The organism is Oribacterium sinus (genome assembly GCF_014202695.1).
Taxonomy (GTDB): domain Bacteria; phylum Bacillota; class Clostridia; order Lachnospirales; family Lachnospiraceae; genus Oribacterium; species Oribacterium sinus.
The window spans coordinates 120,121-140,153 of sequence record NZ_JACHHH010000007.1 but is presented as its reverse complement, the minus strand read 5'-3'; the positions used below and the strand labels follow the sequence as shown (position 1 = coordinate 140,153).

The window sequence follows — 20,033 nt, the reverse complement described above, 5'->3', positions numbered from 1 at the left end:
GCATAAAAAGCTATAATAGTTTATTTTTACATCGCTCCTGCATCCATGGGGACGAAGAGGCTGACACAGGCTAGTGCCACCATCAGGATGATATCGACCCATAAGAGGGGAGAGGAAAAGAATTGCTTTAAGGAAAGGGAGTGTTCTTTTTCGTACTGGTAATCTTCTGCAAAATGCGTTCTGTTTTTGAGAACAAAATAAATGCCATAAAACATGCCTGCCAGTAAAAAACCGCCATAGATTCCTTGAATCAAAGTTGAATCCTGAGAGAGATTATTTACCACAATAGCCAAGAGGTTATTACTGAAATGCAACAGGATGGAATAGGGAAGGCCGTGACGGTCTCTAATGAAGAAGAGAATCATTCCCATACTGAAGGCCGGTGCAAATTGCAGGAAATTGCTGTGCATTAAAGCAAAGAAAAATGCGGTGTAGAAAGCTGCAAAATATTTTCCGTAGGAACGGAAACGACGATAAAAGATTCCGCGAAAAACCAGTTCTTCCATAAGGGGAGCCACCAAAATCGTATAAAACAGCATAGGAGCATTCGTCAGGCTCCCCCCTCTTGCCGCTTCTTCGGAAAAAGATAAGTTTAATCCAAGCTTGGTAAAGAGCGTTATAATCGGGATATTGATGATTCCTCCTATCCACTGGGCGGCTTGGAAAAGCATAAAATAATGCAGAAAAGACAGGACACTAAAGCTTGGTTTTTCCGGGTTTGGCTCTGCGACTGTTTCTTTAGGAAAGATATTGTCCAAAAGACAATAGCTGATAATAACGGAAATGACCATGCAGATGTATTGATCGGATAGTAAAGGAATCTTGGTTAAAGGCAGAAGCAGCACTAAAAGTACAGCTAATATCTGTACAGACAATACATATAACAAAAGGGCTAAGGCGCTCTTATTTAAATCTCTTTTGATTTCTAATAAATTCATTATATCTCCATTTCTATTTGTGTAATTTAAATTCTTCCAATTTTTCTAGGTTCTTTTACTTCCTTTTACTTCTATAAATCCTTTTGGCGGCTCCTTATATTGTTGCTTCTTGTATTGTTGCTTCTTGTATTGTTGCTTCTTGTATTGTTACTTCTTATATCGTTGCTTCTTATCTTTCTTCTGTTCTTTTCTTCCGAATAGCGATACAATAAAAACTCTCGATGGAAGTTGGAAAATAAGAATAAAGCAGAGCCAGGACTTTTCTACTATACAAGAAAAATAATACTTCCGCAAATTAATTTAAGGATTTGGAACAGCATAAAGTTTCATAATGAGATGCATCGGCAAAATAAGATTTAATAAAGAAGGAAAAAATGAAAAAGTGGTATGTATACGGTAAAAAGGCAGATTTTCAGGAGTTGGGAGAGAAATTATCTCTGGATCCGGTTTTGGTTCGCATTCTTCGGAATCGAGATTTAACAACAGAAGAAGAAATGCGGAATTTTTTAGAGGGAGAAGAGATTCCCTCTCCTCTTTTCTTGCCGGACAGTATTCGTTTTTTAAATCGTCTGGAGCGAGCCATAAAAGAGGGAGAAAAAGTTCGGATTGTGGGAGACTATGATGTGGACGGCGTTTGTGCCTCCACCATATTGGCTAAGGCACTTTCCCTTTTTTTCTCCAAAGAGCAGCTTTCCGTGGTAATTCCCCATAGAATTTTAGATGGCTACGGAATTAACGAGCAGATTATCGAGGAAGCAAAGGCAGAGGAGATTTCCCTTCTGATTACCTGTGACAATGGTATTTCCGCATTTTCCGCCATGGAGAAAGCAAAAGCCTACGGTATGGATGTATTGCTTACGGATCATCATGATTTACGAAGAGATGAGGACGGAAAGAAAAGGATTCCGGAAGCTTTTGCCGTGGTGAATCCCAAAAGAGAGGGCAGTAAGTATCCTAATGAAGAAATTTGCGGAGCCATGGTTTGCTATCTCCTTATGAAAATGCTTTTGGAAAAACGGCAGAAGGGCTTAGATCTTTTGGAAGAATTGGCCTGCTTTGCCGGCATTGCCACGGTTTGTGATGTAATGCCTCTACAAAAAGAAAATCGAGTTATCGTAAAGTATTGCCTGAGCCATTTGCAAAAGACTCAAAATATCGGAATGCAGGCCCTTCTAAAGCAGTGCCATATTTTGCCGGAGCAGGAAATTTCCTCCTATACTCTTGGTTTTCAAATCGGCCCCTGCATCAATGCGGGAGGTCGCTTGGAAAGTGCGATGCTGGCGCTTTCTCTTTTCCTGGAGGAGGATGAGGGGAAGGCAGAGGAAAAGGCGGCGCACTTACTGGTTTTAAATGAAGAACGAAAGGAAATGACGAAAAAAGGGGTGGACGAAGCGAAGGCGCTGGCGGAACAGGAAGGAGATGTGCCGCTGCTATTTTTGGTGCTTCCCGATTTACATGAAAGTCTTGCCGGAATTGTGGCGGGACGAATCCGAGAAGCCTATTATCGTCCCTGCTTCATCCTCACCAATGGGGAAGACGGAAGTTGTAAAGCCTCCGGACGTTCCATTCCCGGCTATCCTATGGCGGAACGCCTGGAGGAACAAAAGGAACTGCTGCTACGCTTCGGAGGTCATCCCATGGCTGCCGGATTTTCCGTTGCAAGGGAAAATGTTTCTATACTAAAGAAGGCTCTCCTGCAAAATGCAAAGCTTCAGGCAGAGGATTTGGAGGAGAAGGTCTGGATTGATGTGGTCCTACCTTTCTCCTATCTAAAAGAGGACTTTGTTCGTTCTTTGTCCCGCTTGGAACCCTTCGGAAGAGGCAATGAAAAGCCTGCCTTTGCTCAAAAGAATGTTTTGCTAAAGGATTATAAAATTGTGGGAAAAAACAAAAATGCCATCAAATTATATTTGGAAGATGAACAAGGTATACGAGTGGAGGGAGTACTCTTTGAGGACGGAGAAAAATTTTTGAACAAAAAATCTAGTCGAAATAGATTTAATCTGTTATACTATCCAAAGATTCAGGTGTACAACAACATAAAGCAACTTCAAGTGGTGGTTTCTGAGTATTTTTGGCAAGAGGATTAAGGAATATTCAGATGAAAAGGAGGCGTGAATGATCAAAGAAATCATGAATTTTATTCAAGAACATGACCCTGAGGTGGGGAAGGGAATCTGGGAAGAGTATGAAAGACAGCAAAACAACATCGAGTTGATTGCTTCTGAGAATATTGTTTCCACTACTGCAATGTTGGCTATGGGAACCGTATTAACCAACAAGTATGCGGAGGGATATCCCGGAAAGCGTTATTACGGAGGCTGTGAAGCTGTAGACGTAGTAGAAGCTATTGCTATCGAAAGAGCTAAAGAATTATTCCATTGTGAATATGCAAACGTTCAACCCCACTCCGGTGCACAGGCCAATATGGCAGTTACCATGGCAATCTGTAAGCCCGGAGACAAGATTATGGGTATGAGTTTGGATGCCGGCGGACATTTAACCCATGGTTCACCCGTAAACTTCTCGGGACTTTACTATAATATCATTCCTTATGGAATTACCAAAGAAGGCTATATTGACTATGATGCGGTAATGGAGATTGCTTTAAAAGAAAAGCCAAAGATGATTATTGCCGGTGCCTCCGCATATCCAAGAGTCATTGACTTTAAGCGTTTCCGTGAGATTGCCGATGCTTGCGGCGCAATCCTTTTTGTAGATATGGCGCATATTGCAGGTCTCGTTGCAGCAGGCGTGCATCCAAGCCCGATTCCTTATGCTCATGTTACTACCACAACCACCCATAAGACTTTAAGAGGACCTCGTGGCGGTTTGATTTTATCCAGTAAAGAAGTAGCAGAGAAGTACAACTTCAATAAGTTCGTATTCCCCGGTGTGCAGGGCGGACCTTTAGAGCACGTAATTGCGTCTAAGGCAGTTTGCTTTGGGGAAGCTTTAAAGCCGGAGTATAAAGAATATCAGCAGCAGGTAGCGAAGAATGCGAAGGCATTGGCTGCAGCTATGCTGGACAAGGGATTCCAGCTGGTATCCGGCGGAACGGAGAACCACTTAATGCTGGTGGATTTAACCAACTTCCAGGATGTTACCGGAAAGTTCCTGCAGAATGCTTGTGATGAAGTGCACATCACACTAAATAAGAATGCAATTCCCAATGATCCCCGTTCTCCATTCTTAACCTCCGGTGTAAGAATCGGAACTCCCGCGGTTACTGTCCGCGGTTTTAAAGAAGAGGATATGAAGGAAATTGCAGAATGCCTTTACAAGGTAGCTACAGACTTCGAAAGCAGCAAGGAAGAAGTAGCAAGAAGAGTGAAAGCATTAACCGATGCACATCCTATTTATGAAGGAAAGTAATACAGCTTTACTTTAAAAAAATAAAGAAAGCAATTCATACGAAGAGCCGTTATGCAGCGGCTCTTCATTTTTTTTACATCATTATCAAAAGGACTTTAAAAAACAAAACTTTTTAGTGGATTTCTACGCTCTACAGGTCTGATATAGGGGTAATCTGAGCATGTAGCAAGCCTTCGAAAAGAAGAACTGTAGAAATTCAAAGCCAAAGCGACGGAAGCTGTATGGATATGAAAGAGGGCAATCTGAGCCCGTCGGTACTTGCGAAAAACACAGGTACTGTGTTTTTCGCTTAGTATCCGCTACGTGGCGAGGTTAGCGGGAGCGTGCCCGATTTCATATCCATACAGCTTCGAAGCATAGCCTTTTATCATTATACAGTCCTACACTACTAAGGCGAGCTTAGCGAAAGCGTGCCCCTTATCAGACCTGTATTGCGTAGAAATCTTTTTTCTTTTTAAAGTCTCTTTCTGATTACTTGCATTTTTTTAATGTAAAGCATATGATAGGCTGGAAATTTTCAATGGAACGAAAACAAGAGCCTTTGGGCTTTTATAAAACAAGGAGGGAAAATGGCAGCGGTTTCTGTGATATTTCCGGTATTCTTCCTGCTATTTTTGGGAGGTCACGCCAGAAGAAGAGCTTGGATTAGCCACGAACAAAATGAGGGAGCAAAGCGAATTGCGCTGGATATCTTGTTTCCTTTCCTAATTTATCAGGTTATGGTGGAAACAAATCTGGAAAAGGGCGTATTTTTAGAAATCATTTTCTTGATTTTTATCTGGATGCTGGTTTACTTTCTGGGAGGACAACTTTCCAAGCTTTTACCGGGAGACTTTCAAGAGATTGCCCCCTTCCTGTGCTTAACCTGCGAAGGCGGGGCAGTGGCGCTGCCTTTGTATATCAGCGTGGTGGGGAAGAGCTATACGGCCAATTTAATTCCCTTTGATATCGCGGGAATCCTGATTAACTTTATCTTTGTGCCCCTGATTTTAATGAATAAAAGTATAGGAGAACGGAAGCTTTTGCCCTTTGCCAGGAAAATATTTACCAGCTCCTTTATCCTTGCGGTGCTTTTCGGAGTATGCATGAATACCAGCGGTTTGCATCAAGTCCTTATGCAAAATACAGGTCTAAAGGCTGTTTTTGACAATACCATGGAAGCGTTGACCGTCCCCATCGGCTCTCTGATTTTGTTTAGCCTTGGCTATAGCATGAAGCTGCACAAAGGATTTTTAGCGTCTTTATTTACTTTGGCAGGAATCCGTCTTTTGTTCTGCGGAAGCATCATTCTGCTGTTCTTCCTGCTTTTTAAGGAGCAAATGCAGAATCGAATTTTTTCCTTCGGTGTCATTCTGTACTTTCTTTGTCCTACAGGATTTCCTGTACCTTTACAAATTAAAGGACTTTTACAAAAGGAGGAGCAGGAGGAATTCGTTTCCGCCTTTATTTCCTTATTTTTACTGATTGCGCTTGCCGCCTATGCCCTTTTGGTTTTATTCTACCCGATAGTTTAAAGCTTGGAGGACACTGCTTAAGAGAAAGAATAGAGAGTTCTAAAAGCAAAAAGGATATCCTTGAAGAGTGGAAAAGCTTTCTTATGCAAGCCGGGTAAATGTATACTGTTATACTTAGTGATTTTGAAAGGAGATTTTTATGGAAATGAACAATAGCCCATGGCCGGGAAGACCGGGAGTTATTCCGGTGACCAGTGGAAATGCAGAGGATGCCAACCGATACAACAGAGCCTATTTGGATCGGATTCATGTGGAAATGCGGGTGATAGACAGTACAGAGGTCACCTTGGAGAAGGAGATTTTTGGAAAGAAATATGCCTCTCCCATTATGATGCCGGCATTTTCCCACTTGAACAAGGTACTGGAAAATGGAAGAACCCCTATGGAGGAGTATGCCTCAGCGGCGAAGGAATTAAATGCCCTTAACTGGGTAGGTATGGAAGACAATGAAGATTATGGAAAGATTGTTGCCCAAAATCCCGATACAGTACGGATTATCAAGCCATTTGCGGATCATGGAAGAATACGGGAAGAGATAGACTATGCTGTAGAACATGGCTCCGTAGCGGTGGGAATCGACATTGACCATGTGCCGGGAACAGACGGATTCTATGATGTGGTAGACGGAATTCCTATGGGGCCGGTGTTTAGCAAGGATTTAGCGGACTTTGTAGCCTATGCCAAGCTACCCTTTGTGGTAAAGGGCGTGCTTTCCGTTCAGGATGCACTGAAGGCAAAGGAAGCAGGCTGTGCCGCCATAGTAGTTTCTCACCATCACGGCAGACTTCCCTTCGGAATTGCTCCTCTACAGATTTTACCGAAAATCAAGGAAGCTTTACAGGATAGTAAGATGCAGATTTTCGTGGATTGCAGCATGGATACCGGCTATGATGCCTATAAGGCTTTGGCCTTAGGAGCGGATGCGGTTTCCGTAGGTCGGGGAATTCTGCAACCCCTTCTTTCCCATGGGGCAGAGGGAGTGATTTCCAAGGTAGAAAATATGCAGGAGGAACTTCGGGAAATGATGATGTATACCGGAGTGAAGGACTGCGATTCCTTTGATGCCGGTGTTTTGTATCTTTGCTAATAAGGAGAAGAACGGGAAGCAATCAAATAGCTTTGGTATGAAAAACTAAAACGGGAAATAAAAATTCTCTAAATAGATCAGCGAAAAAGAGAAATGGAAATTTCCGGAATAGATAATCGAAAAATAGAAGGGGTAAGGGATGGAAAAAAAGACCGGAGAAAAAGGATTAATGCTGGGGCATTTTATTTTGCTACTGTTGGAGTGCATCGTAGTATTGCACGGATTGCAGGATGACGGACTGGGAACCTTTCGTTTTTATACGACGGATTCCAACCTGCTTTGCGGAATCAGCTCGGCGCTTATGCTTTTTTTCCTTTTACAAAGAAAAAATCAAGAGGGAAGGGGAGTACTCAGTAAGGCCTTGCAGGGGAAAGGAGAGAGCTGGACATTTCCTTCCTTCCTGTCTGTTTTACGCTATATTTCCTCGGTGTGTTTAGCCCTGACCTTCTTCGTGGTGCTTTTAGTGCTGGGACCGGAGAATGGATTTGCCCATGAATTTTTGGGTGGAACAAGATTTTTCAGTCACCTGCTTTGTCCCTTTCTTTCCATTTTTCTCTTTCTCTTTCCGGAAGAGAAGCGTTCCCTGCCTCTATCTGTGATAGGAAAGGCTCTGGGAGTAACATTGCTGTATGCCATCCCTCTTTTGATTTTAAATGGAATGGGGCTGGTTTCCGGTCCTTACAGCTTTCTGAAAATCCGAGAGCAGTCTGTAGGAAAAACCATTTTTTGGATTATAACGATTTTACTTGGCAATGCACTGCTTGCTTTGGCTTTACAGAAGGGAAAGAATTTATTTTCCGATAACAAAAAACTCCTCACCCGATAGGGTATGAGGAGTTTTTTTGTTTAATGGACTTTAGCCAGTATCAGAGCTGACATTTGAAAAATGTTAGCTCTGATACAAAAAACCACCCGCTATGCGGGTGGGAAACACTTGTTATACAAAAATCACCTTTCCTAATACAATAAAGTTGTTCAAGCTATATTGCAGAAAAGGAAGGTGATTTTATGGCGAAGAAAGAATATGCATTAGCACATACGAAATGGATGTGTAAATATCATATTGTCTTCACACCAAAGTATAGGCGAAAAATAATATATTATCAATGTAAGTCAGATATTCGGGATATTATCAAGCAACTCTGCGCCTTTAAAGGAGTGGAGATTATAGAAGGGCATTTAATGCCGGACCATGTACACATTCTGGTTAGTATTCCACCTAAGATTAGCGTTTCTTCTTTTATGGGCTATTTAAAGGGAAAAAGTGCTTTGATGATATTTGATAAACACGCAAATCTTAAATACAAATTTGGGAACAGACATTTCTGGGCCGAAGGCTATTATGTCAGTACAGTAGGTCTAAATGAAGCCACAATAAAAAAGTATATCCAAGATCAAGAAAAACACGATATAGCTTTGGATAAACTAAGTGTTAAAGAATATGAAGACCCTTTTAAGGGTTAAAGTGCAGTAGTAACAATACCCCTTTATGGGGTAGCGACGAGTCAAACGCAATATGGCTTGAATGGAGCTGTGGGAAGGTGTAAAGCAAACTTCCCATAGCCCAAAATGAAAGCCAGCGCCTTTAGACGCTGGCCAGTAGCAGGGGCTTATAGCCCCGAGCAAACCACCCGTTTGACGGGTGGTAGTGATTGCGTTTCTTAGGCAAGACGCAGGGTATCCATATTTTGCTTTCTGAGTATAGGATAGAGTCCCATGTAGACAAAGACGGAAACGATGGTGGAAGTGATAGCGTTGATTCCTGTAGCCATCAGGTTAATCTTAAAGGACAGTTCCGCAGCAGGCTTTCCTAAAATTAAGAGCTTATAGAAATAGCCGATGCTGGGATCCAGAATCACATTGGCAAAAAGTCCGCAAACGGCAGAAAGTAAAACCCATTTAAAAATTTTGGATTTGTCGTTTGTATCCTGAATATTTCCTAACTTATGGGCAACCAAGCCTACAATTAAGCCGATGACCATTTTACAAATCAAGGTTTTAGGAGCATAGGTGATATATACCGGATCCAGTAAATCCCCGATGGTCATTCCCAGAGCTCCGGCAAAGCCGCCTAAGGGACCGCCCAGAACCAGCGCTGCAATGACTACTACCGCATTTCCCAAATGAATAGAAGTGGCATCCGCTCCGACAGGAATTTTAATCTGTAAGAAGGTGAATACAGCATAGGATAATGCCGCAAATAGGGCAGTAAGAGTTAATTTTTGTGTCTTGTGCATAATGATTTCCTCCTGAAACTTAGATATTGGGAAAAAGAATGAAGATGATAAAGTGATTTTTAAAACTTCATTTTGTTTATAAACTGAGAATAAGATAAGTCTGAACTTATAAAAATATCCAATTTAAAAGAAAAATATAAGACCAGAATGGAGATATACAGTACTTTGAAGCTTTTGCTATTCCTAAGTTTTTACTGTAGTGATAAGTAGACCCTTATCGGCATAGAGGGAACAGTGAGAAAAGCATTTGCTATAAATGGAAACTATAGCTAAATCCAAAACTCTTGTATTATACAGGAATTTCAGAAAATGCTAGTATAAGTCCAGCAAGAAAAACTTTTGCAAGTAAGTAAGAAGCAGCAAGATGTAAGTAAGAAGTAGCAAGAAGTAGTGAGAAAGAAGCTGAAGGAAAGCTTCCGAAAGAAAGTTTTAAACCATCGGAAAGCTTGTGTAGAGTATAAGGAGGAAAATAAAATGGGAGTTAAGAAGAGAAACGAGAGAAATTTTGGATTTGATACCAAGGCGATTCATGTAGGACAGGAGCAGGCGGATCCGGCAACCGGGGCAAGGGCGGTACCTATCTACCAGACCACATCCTATGTTTTCGATAATTCCGATCATGCGGCAGATCGTTTCGCCTTAAGAAATGCCGGAAACATTTACGGACGTTTAACCAACCCCACTCAGGGTGTTTTGGAAGCAAGAGTAGCAGCTTTAGAGGGCGGTGTGGCAGCTTTGGCGGTGGCTTCCGGTGCAGCGGCGGTGACCTATGCCTTTAAGGCTGTGGCGCACAATGGGGATCACATTGTCAGCGCAAAGAACATTTACGGAGGAACCTATAACTTCTTAAAGCATACCTTCCCGGAGTTCGGTGTGGAAACCACCTTTGTTTCTCCCACAGACTTAGCTGAGGCGGAGAAGGCAATTCAGGAGAACACCAAAGCACTCTATATTGAATCCTTAGGAAATCCAAACGGAGATGCCGTTGATATTGAGGCTTGGGCAAATCTTGCCCACAAGCATGGTCTTCCCTTGATTGTGGACAACACCTTTGCCACCCCCTATCTGATTCGTCCTATCGAGTACGGTGCAGATATCGTGGTGCACTCCGCAACAAAGTTTATCGGCGGACACGGTTCTTCCTTGGGCGGACTTGTGGTAGATGCCGGAAAATTCGATTGGGCTAAGAGCAAGAAGTGGCCATGGCTTACCGAGCCGAACCCCTCTTACCACGGCGTTCGCTTTGCAGTAGATACAGCCCCTGCGGTAATCGCAACCTACCTTCGTGCCATCACCATCCGTGATGAGGGAGCAGCAATTTCTCCATTCAATGCCTGGGTATTGATTCAGGGCCTGGAGAGTCTTGCCCTTCGAGTAGAGCGTCATAGAGATAACGCTTTAAAGGTTGTGGAATATTTAAAGAAGCATCCGAAGGTGGAATCCGTTTCTCACCCTGCAGCATCCACAGATCCCGCTCAGCAGGCGCTTTATAAGAAATACCTGCCCAACGGCGGCGGCTCCATTTTCACCTTTACGGTTAAAGGAAATGAAAGAACCGCTAAGGATTTCATCGATAATCTGGAGTTGTTCTCCTTACTGGCAAATGTAGCAGATGTAAAGTCTTTGGCGATTCACCCGGCATCCACCACCCACTCCGAGGGAACCAAGGAGGAGCTTCTGGCCCAGGGCATTCAGGAGAACTCCGTACGTCTTTCCATCGGTATCGAAAATGTGGAGGATATTATTGAAGATTTAGAGGAAGCATTTAAGGCAATCTAAGCTAGGTTTCCTTATAATAGTAGAAAAGCAAAAACTATAGAAGAAATCTAAAAACTAAAGTTTTTTAGTAGGATTGATAAACCGACATGGCTTGGAAGATAGCTTTGTAAAAAGGAAGAGGCAGATGGTAGAAAAAAACCATCTGTCTTTACTTTCTTTTCTTATTTTTCGATGCTTTTTTTCCTTCCTTTGCGAGGGATTGTATTCTTTTCCGGAAAGCTGTAAGATAAAAGAGTTTTTAAGAATATTTCCGGGAAAAGGAAGCGCTAATGCATCATTTTTTTGTGTCGAAAGAAGAGATAGGGGAAGGGGAAATCCTTTTAAGAGGAGAGAACTTCCACCATTTACATAAGGTATTACGAGGGCAAATTGGGGAGAAAATCCTGATTTCCGATGGAGAAGGGGTGGATTATCAATGTGAAATTCAGTCCTTTTCGGAGGATGAGGCGGTTCTTTCCATTTGCTTTCGAGAAGAACCCCATGAGCTGCCTGCAAAACTTATCCTGCTTCAAGCCCTTCCCAAGGGGGATAAGATGGAATGGATTATTCAAAAGGCGGTGGAGCTGGGGATTTCCGCCCTGATTCCTTTGGAAAGTAAGAACACGGTGATGAAGCTAAAGGAAAAAAAGGAAGAGAAGAAAATCAGCCGTTGGCAAAGCATTATGGATGCTGCAGCGAAGCAGAGTAAGCGTTCCATTCTTCCCAAGATGGAAAAGGGAATGGGCTGGAAAGAAGCCTTTTCCTATGTGAAGAATTGTGATTTTAAGCTTCTGCCCTATGAAAATGAAAGAGGCGTAGTTCCCACAAGAGAAATCCTTAGCAAGATGGAAGAGGCAGTGAGAGGAAAGAAGGATTGTTCCATTGCCCTTTGTATAGGACCGGAAGGAGGCTTTACCAAGGAAGAGGTGGAGGCAGCAATGGCGGAGGGCTTTCTTCCCATCAGTTTGGGAAAACGCATTTTACGGACAGAGACCGCAGCCATTACGGCATTAAGTCTGATTATGATGCAGTTGGAATATGCAATAACGGAGTAAGACCGGAAGGAGAAGAAGATGAGAAGTATCTATTTGGATAATGCAGCCAGTACCAAAGTATATCCGGAAGTGGCGGATTTGATGACCACTACCATGTTAGCAGACTATGCAAACCCGTCGGCAAAGCATAAGATGGGCGTGGAAGCGGAAGCCTATTATCGTGAGGCCAGAGAGACCATTGCAAACACTTTAAAATGCAAGGAAAAAGAGATTATTTTCACTTCCGGGGGAACAGAGTCCAACAACACCGCCTTTATGGGAACCTGCTTCGGCATGGAGAGACAGGGAAAGCACATCATTACCTCCGCCATTGAGCATCCGGCGGTATATAAGCCCTTGGAGTTTTTAGAGCAACATGGTTTTTCCTTAACCGTCCTGCCTGTAGATGAAAAGGGACATATCTCTCTTACGGATTTGGAAAATGCTATCCGGGAAGATACCATTATGGTTTCCATTATGATGGTAAACAATGAGATAGGAGCTGTGCAGGATATTGCCGCTATTGGAAAATGTATTAAGGAAAAGAATCCTAAGACCCTTTTCCATACGGATGCCATTCAGGCTTATGGAAAAATGGAGCTTCGTCCCAAGAGAGACATGGTAGACCTGCTTTCCGTCAGCGGACATAAGCTTCACGGACCAAAGGGCATCGGATTTTTGTACGTGGATGAAAAGGTAAAGCTTTCTCCGTTAATGCTTGGCGGAGGACACCAAAACGGTCTTCGTTCCGGTACCCTGAATATCCCCGGTATTGCAGGACTGGGACTTGCGGCAAAGCTTAGCTACAGCCATTTTAAAGAAAAGCAGGAAATGCTCTATCATTTGAAGGATTTTTTTATTGATGAATTGGAAAAAATAGAGGGCGTGACTGTACATTCAGAAAAAGGGGAAGCCTCCGCACCCCACATCGTTTCTGCAGCCTTTCAGGGCGTGAAGGCGGAGGTTCTGCTTCATGCCTTGGAGGAAAGAGGAATTTATGTCAGCAGCGGCTCCGCCTGCTCCTCTAACCATCCCGGAATCTCCGGAACCTTGAAAGCTATCGGACTAAGCCATGGTGACTTGGATTCCACCCTGCGTTTTTCCTTCTCCCAATATACGGAGAAGAGAGATTTGGAGGAATGTATCAGCGTTTTAAAAGAAGAATTACCGGTTCTAAGGAAATTTTTTAAGGCATAAAAGAAAGGGGCTACAAAAATCAGAAATATACTGCATATCAGTTTTGATATATCGGATTTTTTGTAGCCCCTGTTTTTTATTATTAAAAAGAGGGAAAGAAAGAAGGAAAGGGGCTGCTATGGTTTGGCGTAAGTATAGCATTGATACCACTGTTGAGGCGGAGGAGATTCTGGCCGCATTTCTTATGGAGGAATTGGGCATTGAGGGGGTAGAGTTTTCCGACCAGCTGGGGATTACCGAGGAAGAGGCGAAAACGATGTTTGTAGACCTTTATCCGGAGGGAGATGACAGCGTAGAGGATGCCACCCTTTCCTTTTATGTGGAAGTGCTTTCCAAAGAAAATAAGGAAAGGCGAAAGGAAGAGGTGGAAAAGGCCTTTTCCGACCCCTTGGTGGATCATTCCTATACCTTGAATTCTTCCAACATTTTTACGGAAGAAGAGTGCGATGAAATTCTCAGAGCATTGAAAAAAGAGCTGGAAAATATGTCTTCCTACTGCAATATCGGTAAGGGAAGCATTAGCCAATCCGAAACGGAGGATAAGGACTGGCTGAATGCTTGGCATGACTTCTTCCATTCCTTTTCCGTGGGAGATTTTTTCATCTGCCCAAGCTGGGAGGAGGTACCGAAGGAAGCTGAGGGGAAAATCCTGCTGTCGGTAGATCCGGGCACAACCTTCGGAACCGGACAACATGAAACCACCAAGCTCTGCCTTCAGGCTTTAGGAATATACGGAAAGGGAAAGGAGAGGGTTCTGGATTTGGGAACCGGATCCGGAATTCTGGGCATAGCTGCTCTCAAGATGGGAGCAAAGGAAGTATTCGCCACGGATTTAGACCCTCTATGTGAGGGCGCGGTGGAAGAAAATCTTTTGAAAAATACCCTCTCTAAAGACCAAATGACGCTTTTTATCGGAAATATTTTGGGGCAGGAAAAGGAAGAGCTGGCCTTTCGTAAAAGCTGTGAAGAAAAGCCCTTCTCTTTGGTTTTAGCCAATATTTTAGCACCGGTTATCATTGCCTTGGCACCGGAAGTACCAAAGTTTTTGGAAGAAGGAGGAATCTTTATTGCCTCCGGAATTTTGGAAGAAAAGGCGGAGGAAGTCAGAGAGACCCTGAAAGCAGTGAAGGAATGGGAAATTCTGGAAGAGCTGCAGGAAGGGGAGTGGCACGCCTTTATATGTAGGAAAAAGTCATTTTAAGAGAAAGAGTCAGTAGTTTTATTTAAACAAAGTAAAGAATATACAAATCTACCATCTATTTATTAACGCATACAGGGAGAAGCAGAAAGTGAGGTAGAGCTGTTTTTATGATTTATGATTGTCTAATCATTGATGATGAGAAAAGTTTGCTGGAAGCCACAAGTGAATATTTGAATTTGTTCGGTATCAGTACCGTTACGGCAGAGTCTGATGAGGGATGTTTTGAAGTTCTTTCTCGAGATAAGGTAAAGTTAATTTTGCTGGATATTAATTTGGGTGATGAATCCGGGTTTGAACTTTGTAAAAAAATTCGACAAATGACTGATGTGCCCATTATTTTCATCAGTGCACGTAGCAGTACGGATGATATGATTTTAGCCTTACATATTGGAGGGGATGATTATATACAAAAACCTTATTCTCTCAGCTATTTGCTTGCAAAAATACAGGTTTTCTTGAAACGATATTATCCGGAAGATAAATTAGACGGCGTGAGCGTGGGAAGATGTGAGGCTGATTTAAAAAAAGAAGAATTATATAACGCCGGGGAAAGAATAAAGCTGAAAGGAATGGAAAAAAAGTTACTTTTCTATCTCCTGAAAAATCAAGGCAGAACCATATCGAAAGAGGAATTATTCCAAAATGTATGGCAGGATAGTATCACCGGAGATAATACACTAAATGTCCATATTCGCAGATTAAGAGAAAAAATAGAGATAGATCCTAACGAACCGCAAGTTTTAAGAACAGTTTGGGGGATAGGGTACATGTTGACATTAGGAGAAGGACAATGAAAAAAGGGTATCTCTATTTTCTACTAATCTTGATCCTTTCCTGGCTTACCCTGGTATTTTTAGGCTTACCGATAATGAAGAAGCCTAACGATTTTGCTGAGGTAAATTATATCAGAAAATCAGTGGAAAAAAACTGGGGGCACTGGGAAGACAGTGCTTTTCGAGATAGGAAAAGCACTCTTTCATTCTATGTTATTAATGAGCAGGGAGATATTGTTTACGAATCCATGCTCATGAAGAGACGTGGATTGGAAGACTCTATAAAAAACAAAGATACGATTATAGATATTGTAAAAAACGAGAAAGCAGTGGGAAAGCTTATTATTTTAAATGAAGATTATGAACGTTACGTTTCGTACAGTATTCGTATGAGAAATATCTATTTACTGATTAACAGCTTGTTTTTTATCATTATTGCAATCCTGGTATTTGAAATATGGAGAACCATACTTCAACCATTAGACCAATTAAAAGTTTTTGCAGAAAGAATTTCAGATGGAAATCTTGAGATGCCTCTCAGTATTCATAGTAACAATGCTCTTAGTACATTTGCCAATAGCTTTGATATTATGAGAGAGAAGCTTTTAAACGCCAAAATCAATGAGCAAAATGCTCTAAAAAAGAGAAAAGAGCTTATAGCCTCGTTAAGTCATGATATAAAAACGCCGATTGCTTCCATAAAAGCAACGACAGAACTTCTTGCGTTACAAGAGGATAACGCATCTAAAAGAAAAAAGATGATGATCATTATGGATAAAGCGGAGCAAATCAATCTTCTGGCTTCCAATTTATTGCAGTCTACATTAGATGAGTTGGAGGAAATGGAAGTTATTGTAAGAGAAGAATGTAGTGAAGTTGTAACAGATATTATTCGTAGTGCAGATTACAAAAACTATATTAGAGAAATATCCATTCCTTCCTGCATTATAAAAATAGACAAGAATCGGCTATTGCAGGTTTTCGATAACATAATCAATAATTCTTATAAATATGCAAATACGGAGATTGCTGTATCTTCCTGTTTTTTCAATCAGTACTTACGAATCTCTGTTAGCGATTTTGGAGACAGCATTGAAGAGGAAGAAATTCATCTTGTGGATCAAAGATTTTATCGGGGAAAAAAAGCAAAGGATTTTGCCGGTTCCGGATTGGGCTTATATATTTGCAAAAAGATTATAGATAAAATCGGAGGAAGAATTCGTTTTGATAAAATAGAGAATCAATTTTGTGTAACAATAGATTTACCATTGGCGTAATTAGATGGAAGATACTACAGGAAACTTTCAAAGAAAGACTTTCCTGTAGTGTTTTTTTGTTCGTAAAGAGTAGTGCATGCAAAGCCTGCATTTTCAATAGCATTTTAGAAAATGGGATAAAGAAATTCAGGAGAATAATAAAGTTAAGAATCATGGTAAGTCAGTTAAGAATTGTTAAGGAAGAGGCAAAGACTGCTAAGATTTAGAATGATAAAATCAATATAGAAAAAGGGACGTGCAACAAGAAATGAATCATGAAAGGAACGCAAAATGGTGAGTCATGATAATAATATAATCATTAGAACAGAAAAGCTCTGTAAAAGCTTTTCAATGAAAAACCATAGTGAACACATCTTAAAGAATATAGATTTAGAAATTTATGAGAGGGATTTTACGGTGGTTATGGGAGCATCAGGCTCCGGTAAGTCAACTCTTCTCTATATGCTTTCGGGAATGGATAATCCATCTTTGGGAAGAGTCTTCTTTAGAGACGAAGAGATTTCAAGTAAATCTAACAATGCATTATCTGATTTTAGAAGAAATCACTGTGGATTTGTATTCCAACAGATTAATTTGATTCATAATCTTACGGTTCTGGATAACGTTGTGCTAAGCGGTCTGTTAAGAAATAAAAATAATGCTGAAGTTATGCAGAAAGCAAAGCAGCTTCTCTCAATGGTTCATATTGAAGAAAAAAATTGGGATAAAAGTCCCGCAGAAATCTCGGGAGGTGAAGCACAAAGAGTTGCAGTAGTCCGTGCTGAAATCAATGAACCGGATATATTGTTTGCAGATGAACCTACAGGAGCACTGAACTCCGAATCAGGGTGCAGAGTTCTTGATTTATTAAGCAATATTCATCAACAGGGTAGAAGTGTCTTAATGGTTACCCATGACTTTAATGCAGCTTTAAGAGGGAATCGCATACTGTATTTAAAGGATGGAGTGATTTGCGGGGAGTGTAATCTGGGACAATATACAGTAGATCATGATAAGGAAAGAAATATACAATTGGACGGTTTTCTAAAGGAAATGGGTTGGTAATGATGATAAAAAGAATATTACTTTTTAACCTTTCTAAAATTAAAAAAAATGTGTATGGATCTTTTGTCTTTGTTTTTTTGATTGCGGTGTCTTCTTTTTTGATAGGGATATCTTTTTCTATAGAAGATAGTTTTTCGGCTTTATTTGAGACTGTTTATGAAGCAACAAACAGTGCAGATTATAGCGCCATATTTCCCAGAGAATACTTAGAAAGTAAAAAAAGGGATATCGAGAGCTTCATTCAAAAATCAGAAATCAATACCGCTTATGAAACAGAAGATACTTTGATTTTCTTAAAAACAGCAATCTCTGTAGAAAATAAGGAAGAATTACAGGGTTCGTGGATTATACGGAATTTTGATAGAGACAATCTTTTATCTACTGTCAATCTTGTGGAAAAAATGGAGACCCAGCCGGAGAATGCAATATTTGTTCCCTATCTGTGCAAAACTTTATTTGGTTTTCAATTAGGAGAAAATTTATCTATAAAGTACCTTGATGAGTATAAGACCTTTGTGATTGCCGGATTTACTGAGGATATCTTATATGGTAATCGAGGCGTTATGGCCTTTGATGTACCGGAGAAATCTTTCTCGGAATTGGAAAATTCTCTTGGAAATGAGAGCCGCAGTGCTTTATTGTTGCTTAAGTCTGAAGATAAGGGTTTAAGACAAAACTTTATCCCACTCATCAAAGAGGCGCCTTATGGAACCTATACGGATATTGCTTCCGCTCGGTATTCTATGCACTCCACATTACACGTTTACAGTATTGCGATACTTTTCTTTTCTATGGTAACTCTGATAGTGGTTTGTCTGGTAATGTATTTTAGAATTAAAGACAGTTTTTATAAGGATTTTAAAACAATTGGAGTAATGAAAGCCCTAGGCATTAGTGATAGGGAAATTCGACTATCCTTTGTATTCCAATATATTTTCTTAGGGTTTATGGGAAGCGTTCTAGGGATTTTATTATCTGCTGTACTGGCATCCACTTTCATTCCCTCCATAACGGCAGAAAGCGGTATGAAGTGGGTAAATTCTTTTCATGTGATGAGAGGATTAGAAATCCTATCGGTGAATCTAATTATAGTATTCCTATTTGCATTTCAAGCAACGGCTACCGTAAAGAAAATCACTCCGGTAGCAGCCATAAGGGGACAAAGGGGTAATTATAATGGTGGAATCAGTCATTCATTTTTTGGGAAAATTCCTTTATCCCTGGACTTTTTATCAGCTATTTATTTATTGATTTGTAGAAAGAAACAAAATATAGCCATCTGCTTGATTGTTGCCTTAGCAGTATTATCCTCTTCATTTTTTATCACTTTATTTTCCAATATTGTTCAAAAAGAAGACGGTTTATCGCAAATCAGTGGTATGGAGAAATTTGATATTGTTTTAAAGCCCGAGAAAGAAGCAGACATTCAGAAGCTATATCAGACAATATCCGAAATGGATAACACCAAAGCCGTTATAAAATGCATAGGTCCCGGAGGGGGAGAAATCCTATGTGATAACAATGTAAGCGGAAGAGTAACGGTTTATGATGACTATGAGAAATTGGAGAAGATAGGCTTATATAAGGGAAGGTATCCTTTCTATGACAATGAAATCGCCATCTCGGTTAATCTCTCCAAGAGTTTAAAAAAAGGAATAGGAGATGTGATTTCGATCAGAAATGATTATCAAGAACAAGCTCCGGAGGAAGAATATGTAGTAACCGGACTGACACAAGGCAGCTATACCGGAGGACTTGATATTTTCTTTACCTATGACGGTATCCTAAAAATAGAACCGGATGCCAGTTGGGAATCGATGTATCTGTATCTAAAGAATAACAGGGACATAGAGGTCGCAATATCAAAGATTCAATCTCAAATGGGGGATGAAATTACTTACATCGAAAATTTCAAAGAATTATTTAACAGCCAATTTGCTTCTGTTATAGCCAATGTAAAGGCGATTCTCCTCTGGGTACTTTTCGTAAGTATGTTTATTACACTAACTACTGTGATTTTACTGGTAAAGACAGTAGTTTTAAATAACGAAAGTGATTTTGCTGTGATGAGAGCAATAGGCTTCACGACGTATCAGATAGCAAGGCAGATTTCTATGAGTATCCTGCCGATTTTGACAATGGCTTCCTGTATAGGATATTTATTATCCTTGCTATTTACCAATAGAATTTCGATCCTTATGTTGCAAGGAATGGGGATTTATGATTTGCGGTTTAACCTTCCTAATGGATATATACTTTGTTACGCAATAATCCTTATTCTATTATCTTACTTCCTGTCCATACTCTATGTGTGTAGGCAGAGTAAGTATTCTCCTAACTATATTATTAATAGAGGGGAGTAAAAAATTGTTTATAAGCTCTTGAGTAAATACAGTTAACATTAAAGAAAGGAGAAAATGATATGAGATTCAAGATTTTAGAAAGAGGCTACTTAACATTTTCAGAAGTTAATTTTTGCGGAATTTTTGGGAACTGCATTACAAGAATTAGATAATATTCAAGATTTTTGAAAAAGAAATTGTCGATTAACTACTTTCATGTTGTATTTGTTTTTATATAAATACCACGTTGGATTAG

Annotated in this window: 16 protein-coding genes; 14 read left to right on the top strand and 2 right to left on the bottom strand. The window is 40.7% G+C overall.

Features of this window, described 5'->3' with window-relative positions; translation table 11 throughout:
- Positions 1-26 precede the first annotated feature (26 nt).
- Positions 27-938, bottom strand: coding sequence for a CPBP family intramembrane glutamic endopeptidase (locus HNQ46_RS07720; protein WP_183684171.1), 912 nt, complete (start codon positions 936-938; stop codon positions 27-29).
- A 374-nt stretch (positions 939-1,312) separates the two neighbouring features.
- Between HNQ46_RS07720 and recJ the strand changes: the two genes are divergently transcribed.
- The 6 genes from recJ (at position 1,313) to tnpA (ending at position 8,378) form a co-directional block, all read left to right on the top strand.
- Entirely contained in the window at positions 1,313-3,028 is a 1,716-nt protein-coding gene (gene recJ, locus HNQ46_RS07715; RefSeq protein ID WP_183684170.1) for a single-stranded-DNA-specific exonuclease RecJ, read from the top strand.
- A gap of 28 nt (positions 3,029-3,056) precedes the next feature.
- Positions 3,057-4,313, top strand: a complete 1,257-nt coding sequence (glyA, locus tag HNQ46_RS07710; protein ID WP_279287716.1) for a serine hydroxymethyltransferase — start codon at positions 3,057-3,059, stop codon at positions 4,311-4,313.
- 569 nt (positions 4,314-4,882) lie between these two features.
- The gene (locus HNQ46_RS07705; RefSeq protein ID WP_183684169.1) at positions 4,883-5,827 is read left to right on the top strand and encodes an AEC family transporter; all 945 of its coding nucleotides are present in this window, start codon (positions 4,883-4,885) and stop codon (positions 5,825-5,827) included.
- A 139-nt stretch (positions 5,828-5,966) separates the two neighbouring features.
- Positions 5,967-6,914 carry an alpha-hydroxy-acid oxidizing protein gene (locus HNQ46_RS07700; protein ID WP_207720002.1) on the top strand — a complete coding sequence of 316 codons (948 nt, stop codon included), beginning with the start codon at positions 5,967-5,969 and terminating at the stop codon, positions 6,912-6,914.
- Between the two features lie 139 nt (positions 6,915-7,053).
- On the top strand, positions 7,054-7,740 hold the full coding sequence (locus HNQ46_RS07695; RefSeq protein WP_183684168.1) for a hypothetical protein: 687 nt from the start codon (positions 7,054-7,056) through the stop codon (positions 7,738-7,740).
- Between the two features lie 182 nt (positions 7,741-7,922).
- Complete coding sequence (gene tnpA / locus HNQ46_RS07690; RefSeq protein ID WP_183684167.1) at positions 7,923-8,378, top strand: IS200/IS605 family transposase; 456 nt, start codon at positions 7,923-7,925, stop codon at positions 8,376-8,378.
- Between the two features lie 197 nt (positions 8,379-8,575).
- On the opposite strand, the gene HNQ46_RS07685 is transcribed toward tnpA, so the two are convergent.
- Complete coding sequence (locus HNQ46_RS07685) at positions 8,576-9,151, bottom strand: ECF transporter S component (protein WP_183684166.1); 576 nt, start codon at positions 9,149-9,151, stop codon at positions 8,576-8,578.
- 474 nt (positions 9,152-9,625) lie between these two features.
- On the opposite strand from HNQ46_RS07685, the gene HNQ46_RS07680 reads away from it, so the two are divergent.
- The 8 genes from HNQ46_RS07680 to HNQ46_RS07645 all read left to right on the top strand — a co-directional run bounded on the left by HNQ46_RS07680 (position 9,626) and on the right by HNQ46_RS07645 (position 19,798).
- Positions 9,626-10,930 (top strand): O-acetylhomoserine aminocarboxypropyltransferase/cysteine synthase family protein, encoded by a 1,305-nt coding sequence (locus tag HNQ46_RS07680; protein ID WP_183684165.1) that lies wholly within the window; start codon positions 9,626-9,628, stop codon positions 10,928-10,930.
- A 269-nt stretch (positions 10,931-11,199) separates the two neighbouring features.
- On the top strand, positions 11,200-11,964 hold the full coding sequence (locus tag HNQ46_RS07675) for a 16S rRNA (uracil(1498)-N(3))-methyltransferase (protein ID WP_183684164.1): 765 nt from the start codon (positions 11,200-11,202) through the stop codon (positions 11,962-11,964).
- Between the two features lie 18 nt (positions 11,965-11,982).
- Entirely contained in the window at positions 11,983-13,140 is a 1,158-nt protein-coding gene (locus HNQ46_RS07670) for a cysteine desulfurase family protein (protein WP_183684163.1), read from the top strand.
- Between the two features lie 118 nt (positions 13,141-13,258).
- The gene (gene prmA / locus HNQ46_RS07665; protein WP_183684162.1) at positions 13,259-14,341 is read left to right on the top strand and encodes a 50S ribosomal protein L11 methyltransferase; all 1,083 of its coding nucleotides are present in this window, start codon (positions 13,259-13,261) and stop codon (positions 14,339-14,341) included.
- A 107-nt stretch (positions 14,342-14,448) separates the two neighbouring features.
- Positions 14,449-15,135, top strand: a complete 687-nt coding sequence (locus HNQ46_RS07660; RefSeq protein ID WP_183684161.1) for a response regulator transcription factor — start codon at positions 14,449-14,451, stop codon at positions 15,133-15,135.
- 74 nt (positions 15,136-15,209) lie between these two features.
- Positions 15,210-16,391 (top strand): HAMP domain-containing sensor histidine kinase, encoded by a 1,182-nt coding sequence (locus HNQ46_RS07655; RefSeq protein ID WP_183684160.1) that lies wholly within the window; start codon positions 15,210-15,212, stop codon positions 16,389-16,391.
- A 270-nt stretch (positions 16,392-16,661) separates the two neighbouring features.
- Positions 16,662-17,435 carry an ABC transporter ATP-binding protein gene (locus HNQ46_RS07650; protein WP_183684159.1) on the top strand — a complete coding sequence of 258 codons (774 nt, stop codon included), beginning with the start codon at positions 16,662-16,664 and terminating at the stop codon, positions 17,433-17,435.
- The gene (locus HNQ46_RS07645; RefSeq protein WP_183684158.1) at positions 17,435-19,798 is read left to right on the top strand and encodes an ABC transporter permease; all 2,364 of its coding nucleotides are present in this window, start codon (positions 17,435-17,437) and stop codon (positions 19,796-19,798) included. Before HNQ46_RS07650 ends, HNQ46_RS07645 begins: the two co-directional genes overlap by 1 nt.
- Positions 19,799-20,033 lie beyond the last annotated feature (235 nt).

What these genes read in the sequence shown, in the direction of transcription:
- HNQ46_RS07720 (WP_183684171.1), bottom strand. Translation starts at nt 938, where the DNA reads ATGAATTTATTAGAAATCAAAAGAGATTTAAATAAGAGCGCCTTAGCC.
- recJ (WP_183684170.1), top strand. Translation starts at nt 1,313, where the DNA reads ATGAAAAAGTGGTATGTATACGGTAAAAAGGCAGATTTTCAGGAGTTG.
- glyA (WP_279287716.1), top strand. Translation starts at nt 3,057, where the DNA reads ATGATCAAAGAAATCATGAATTTTATTCAAGAACATGACCCTGAGGTG.
- HNQ46_RS07705 (WP_183684169.1), top strand. Translation starts at nt 4,883, where the DNA reads ATGGCAGCGGTTTCTGTGATATTTCCGGTATTCTTCCTGCTATTTTTG.
- HNQ46_RS07700 (WP_207720002.1), top strand. Translation starts at nt 5,967, where the DNA reads ATGGAAATGAACAATAGCCCATGGCCGGGAAGACCGGGAGTTATTCCG.
- HNQ46_RS07695 (WP_183684168.1), top strand. Translation starts at nt 7,054, where the DNA reads ATGGAAAAAAAGACCGGAGAAAAAGGATTAATGCTGGGGCATTTTATT.
- tnpA (WP_183684167.1), top strand. Translation starts at nt 7,923, where the DNA reads ATGGCGAAGAAAGAATATGCATTAGCACATACGAAATGGATGTGTAAA.
- HNQ46_RS07685 (WP_183684166.1), bottom strand. Translation starts at nt 9,151, where the DNA reads ATGCACAAGACACAAAAATTAACTCTTACTGCCCTATTTGCGGCATTA.
- HNQ46_RS07680 (WP_183684165.1), top strand. Translation starts at nt 9,626, where the DNA reads ATGGGAGTTAAGAAGAGAAACGAGAGAAATTTTGGATTTGATACCAAG.
- HNQ46_RS07675 (WP_183684164.1), top strand. Translation starts at nt 11,200, where the DNA reads ATGCATCATTTTTTTGTGTCGAAAGAAGAGATAGGGGAAGGGGAAATC.
- HNQ46_RS07670 (WP_183684163.1), top strand. Translation starts at nt 11,983, where the DNA reads ATGAGAAGTATCTATTTGGATAATGCAGCCAGTACCAAAGTATATCCG.
- prmA (WP_183684162.1), top strand. Translation starts at nt 13,259, where the DNA reads ATGGTTTGGCGTAAGTATAGCATTGATACCACTGTTGAGGCGGAGGAG.
- HNQ46_RS07660 (WP_183684161.1), top strand. Translation starts at nt 14,449, where the DNA reads ATGATTTATGATTGTCTAATCATTGATGATGAGAAAAGTTTGCTGGAA.
- HNQ46_RS07655 (WP_183684160.1), top strand. Translation starts at nt 15,210, where the DNA reads ATGAAGAAGCCTAACGATTTTGCTGAGGTAAATTATATCAGAAAATCA.
- HNQ46_RS07650 (WP_183684159.1), top strand. Translation starts at nt 16,662, where the DNA reads ATGGTGAGTCATGATAATAATATAATCATTAGAACAGAAAAGCTCTGT.
- HNQ46_RS07645 (WP_183684158.1), top strand. Translation starts at nt 17,435, where the DNA reads ATGATGATAAAAAGAATATTACTTTTTAACCTTTCTAAAATTAAAAAA.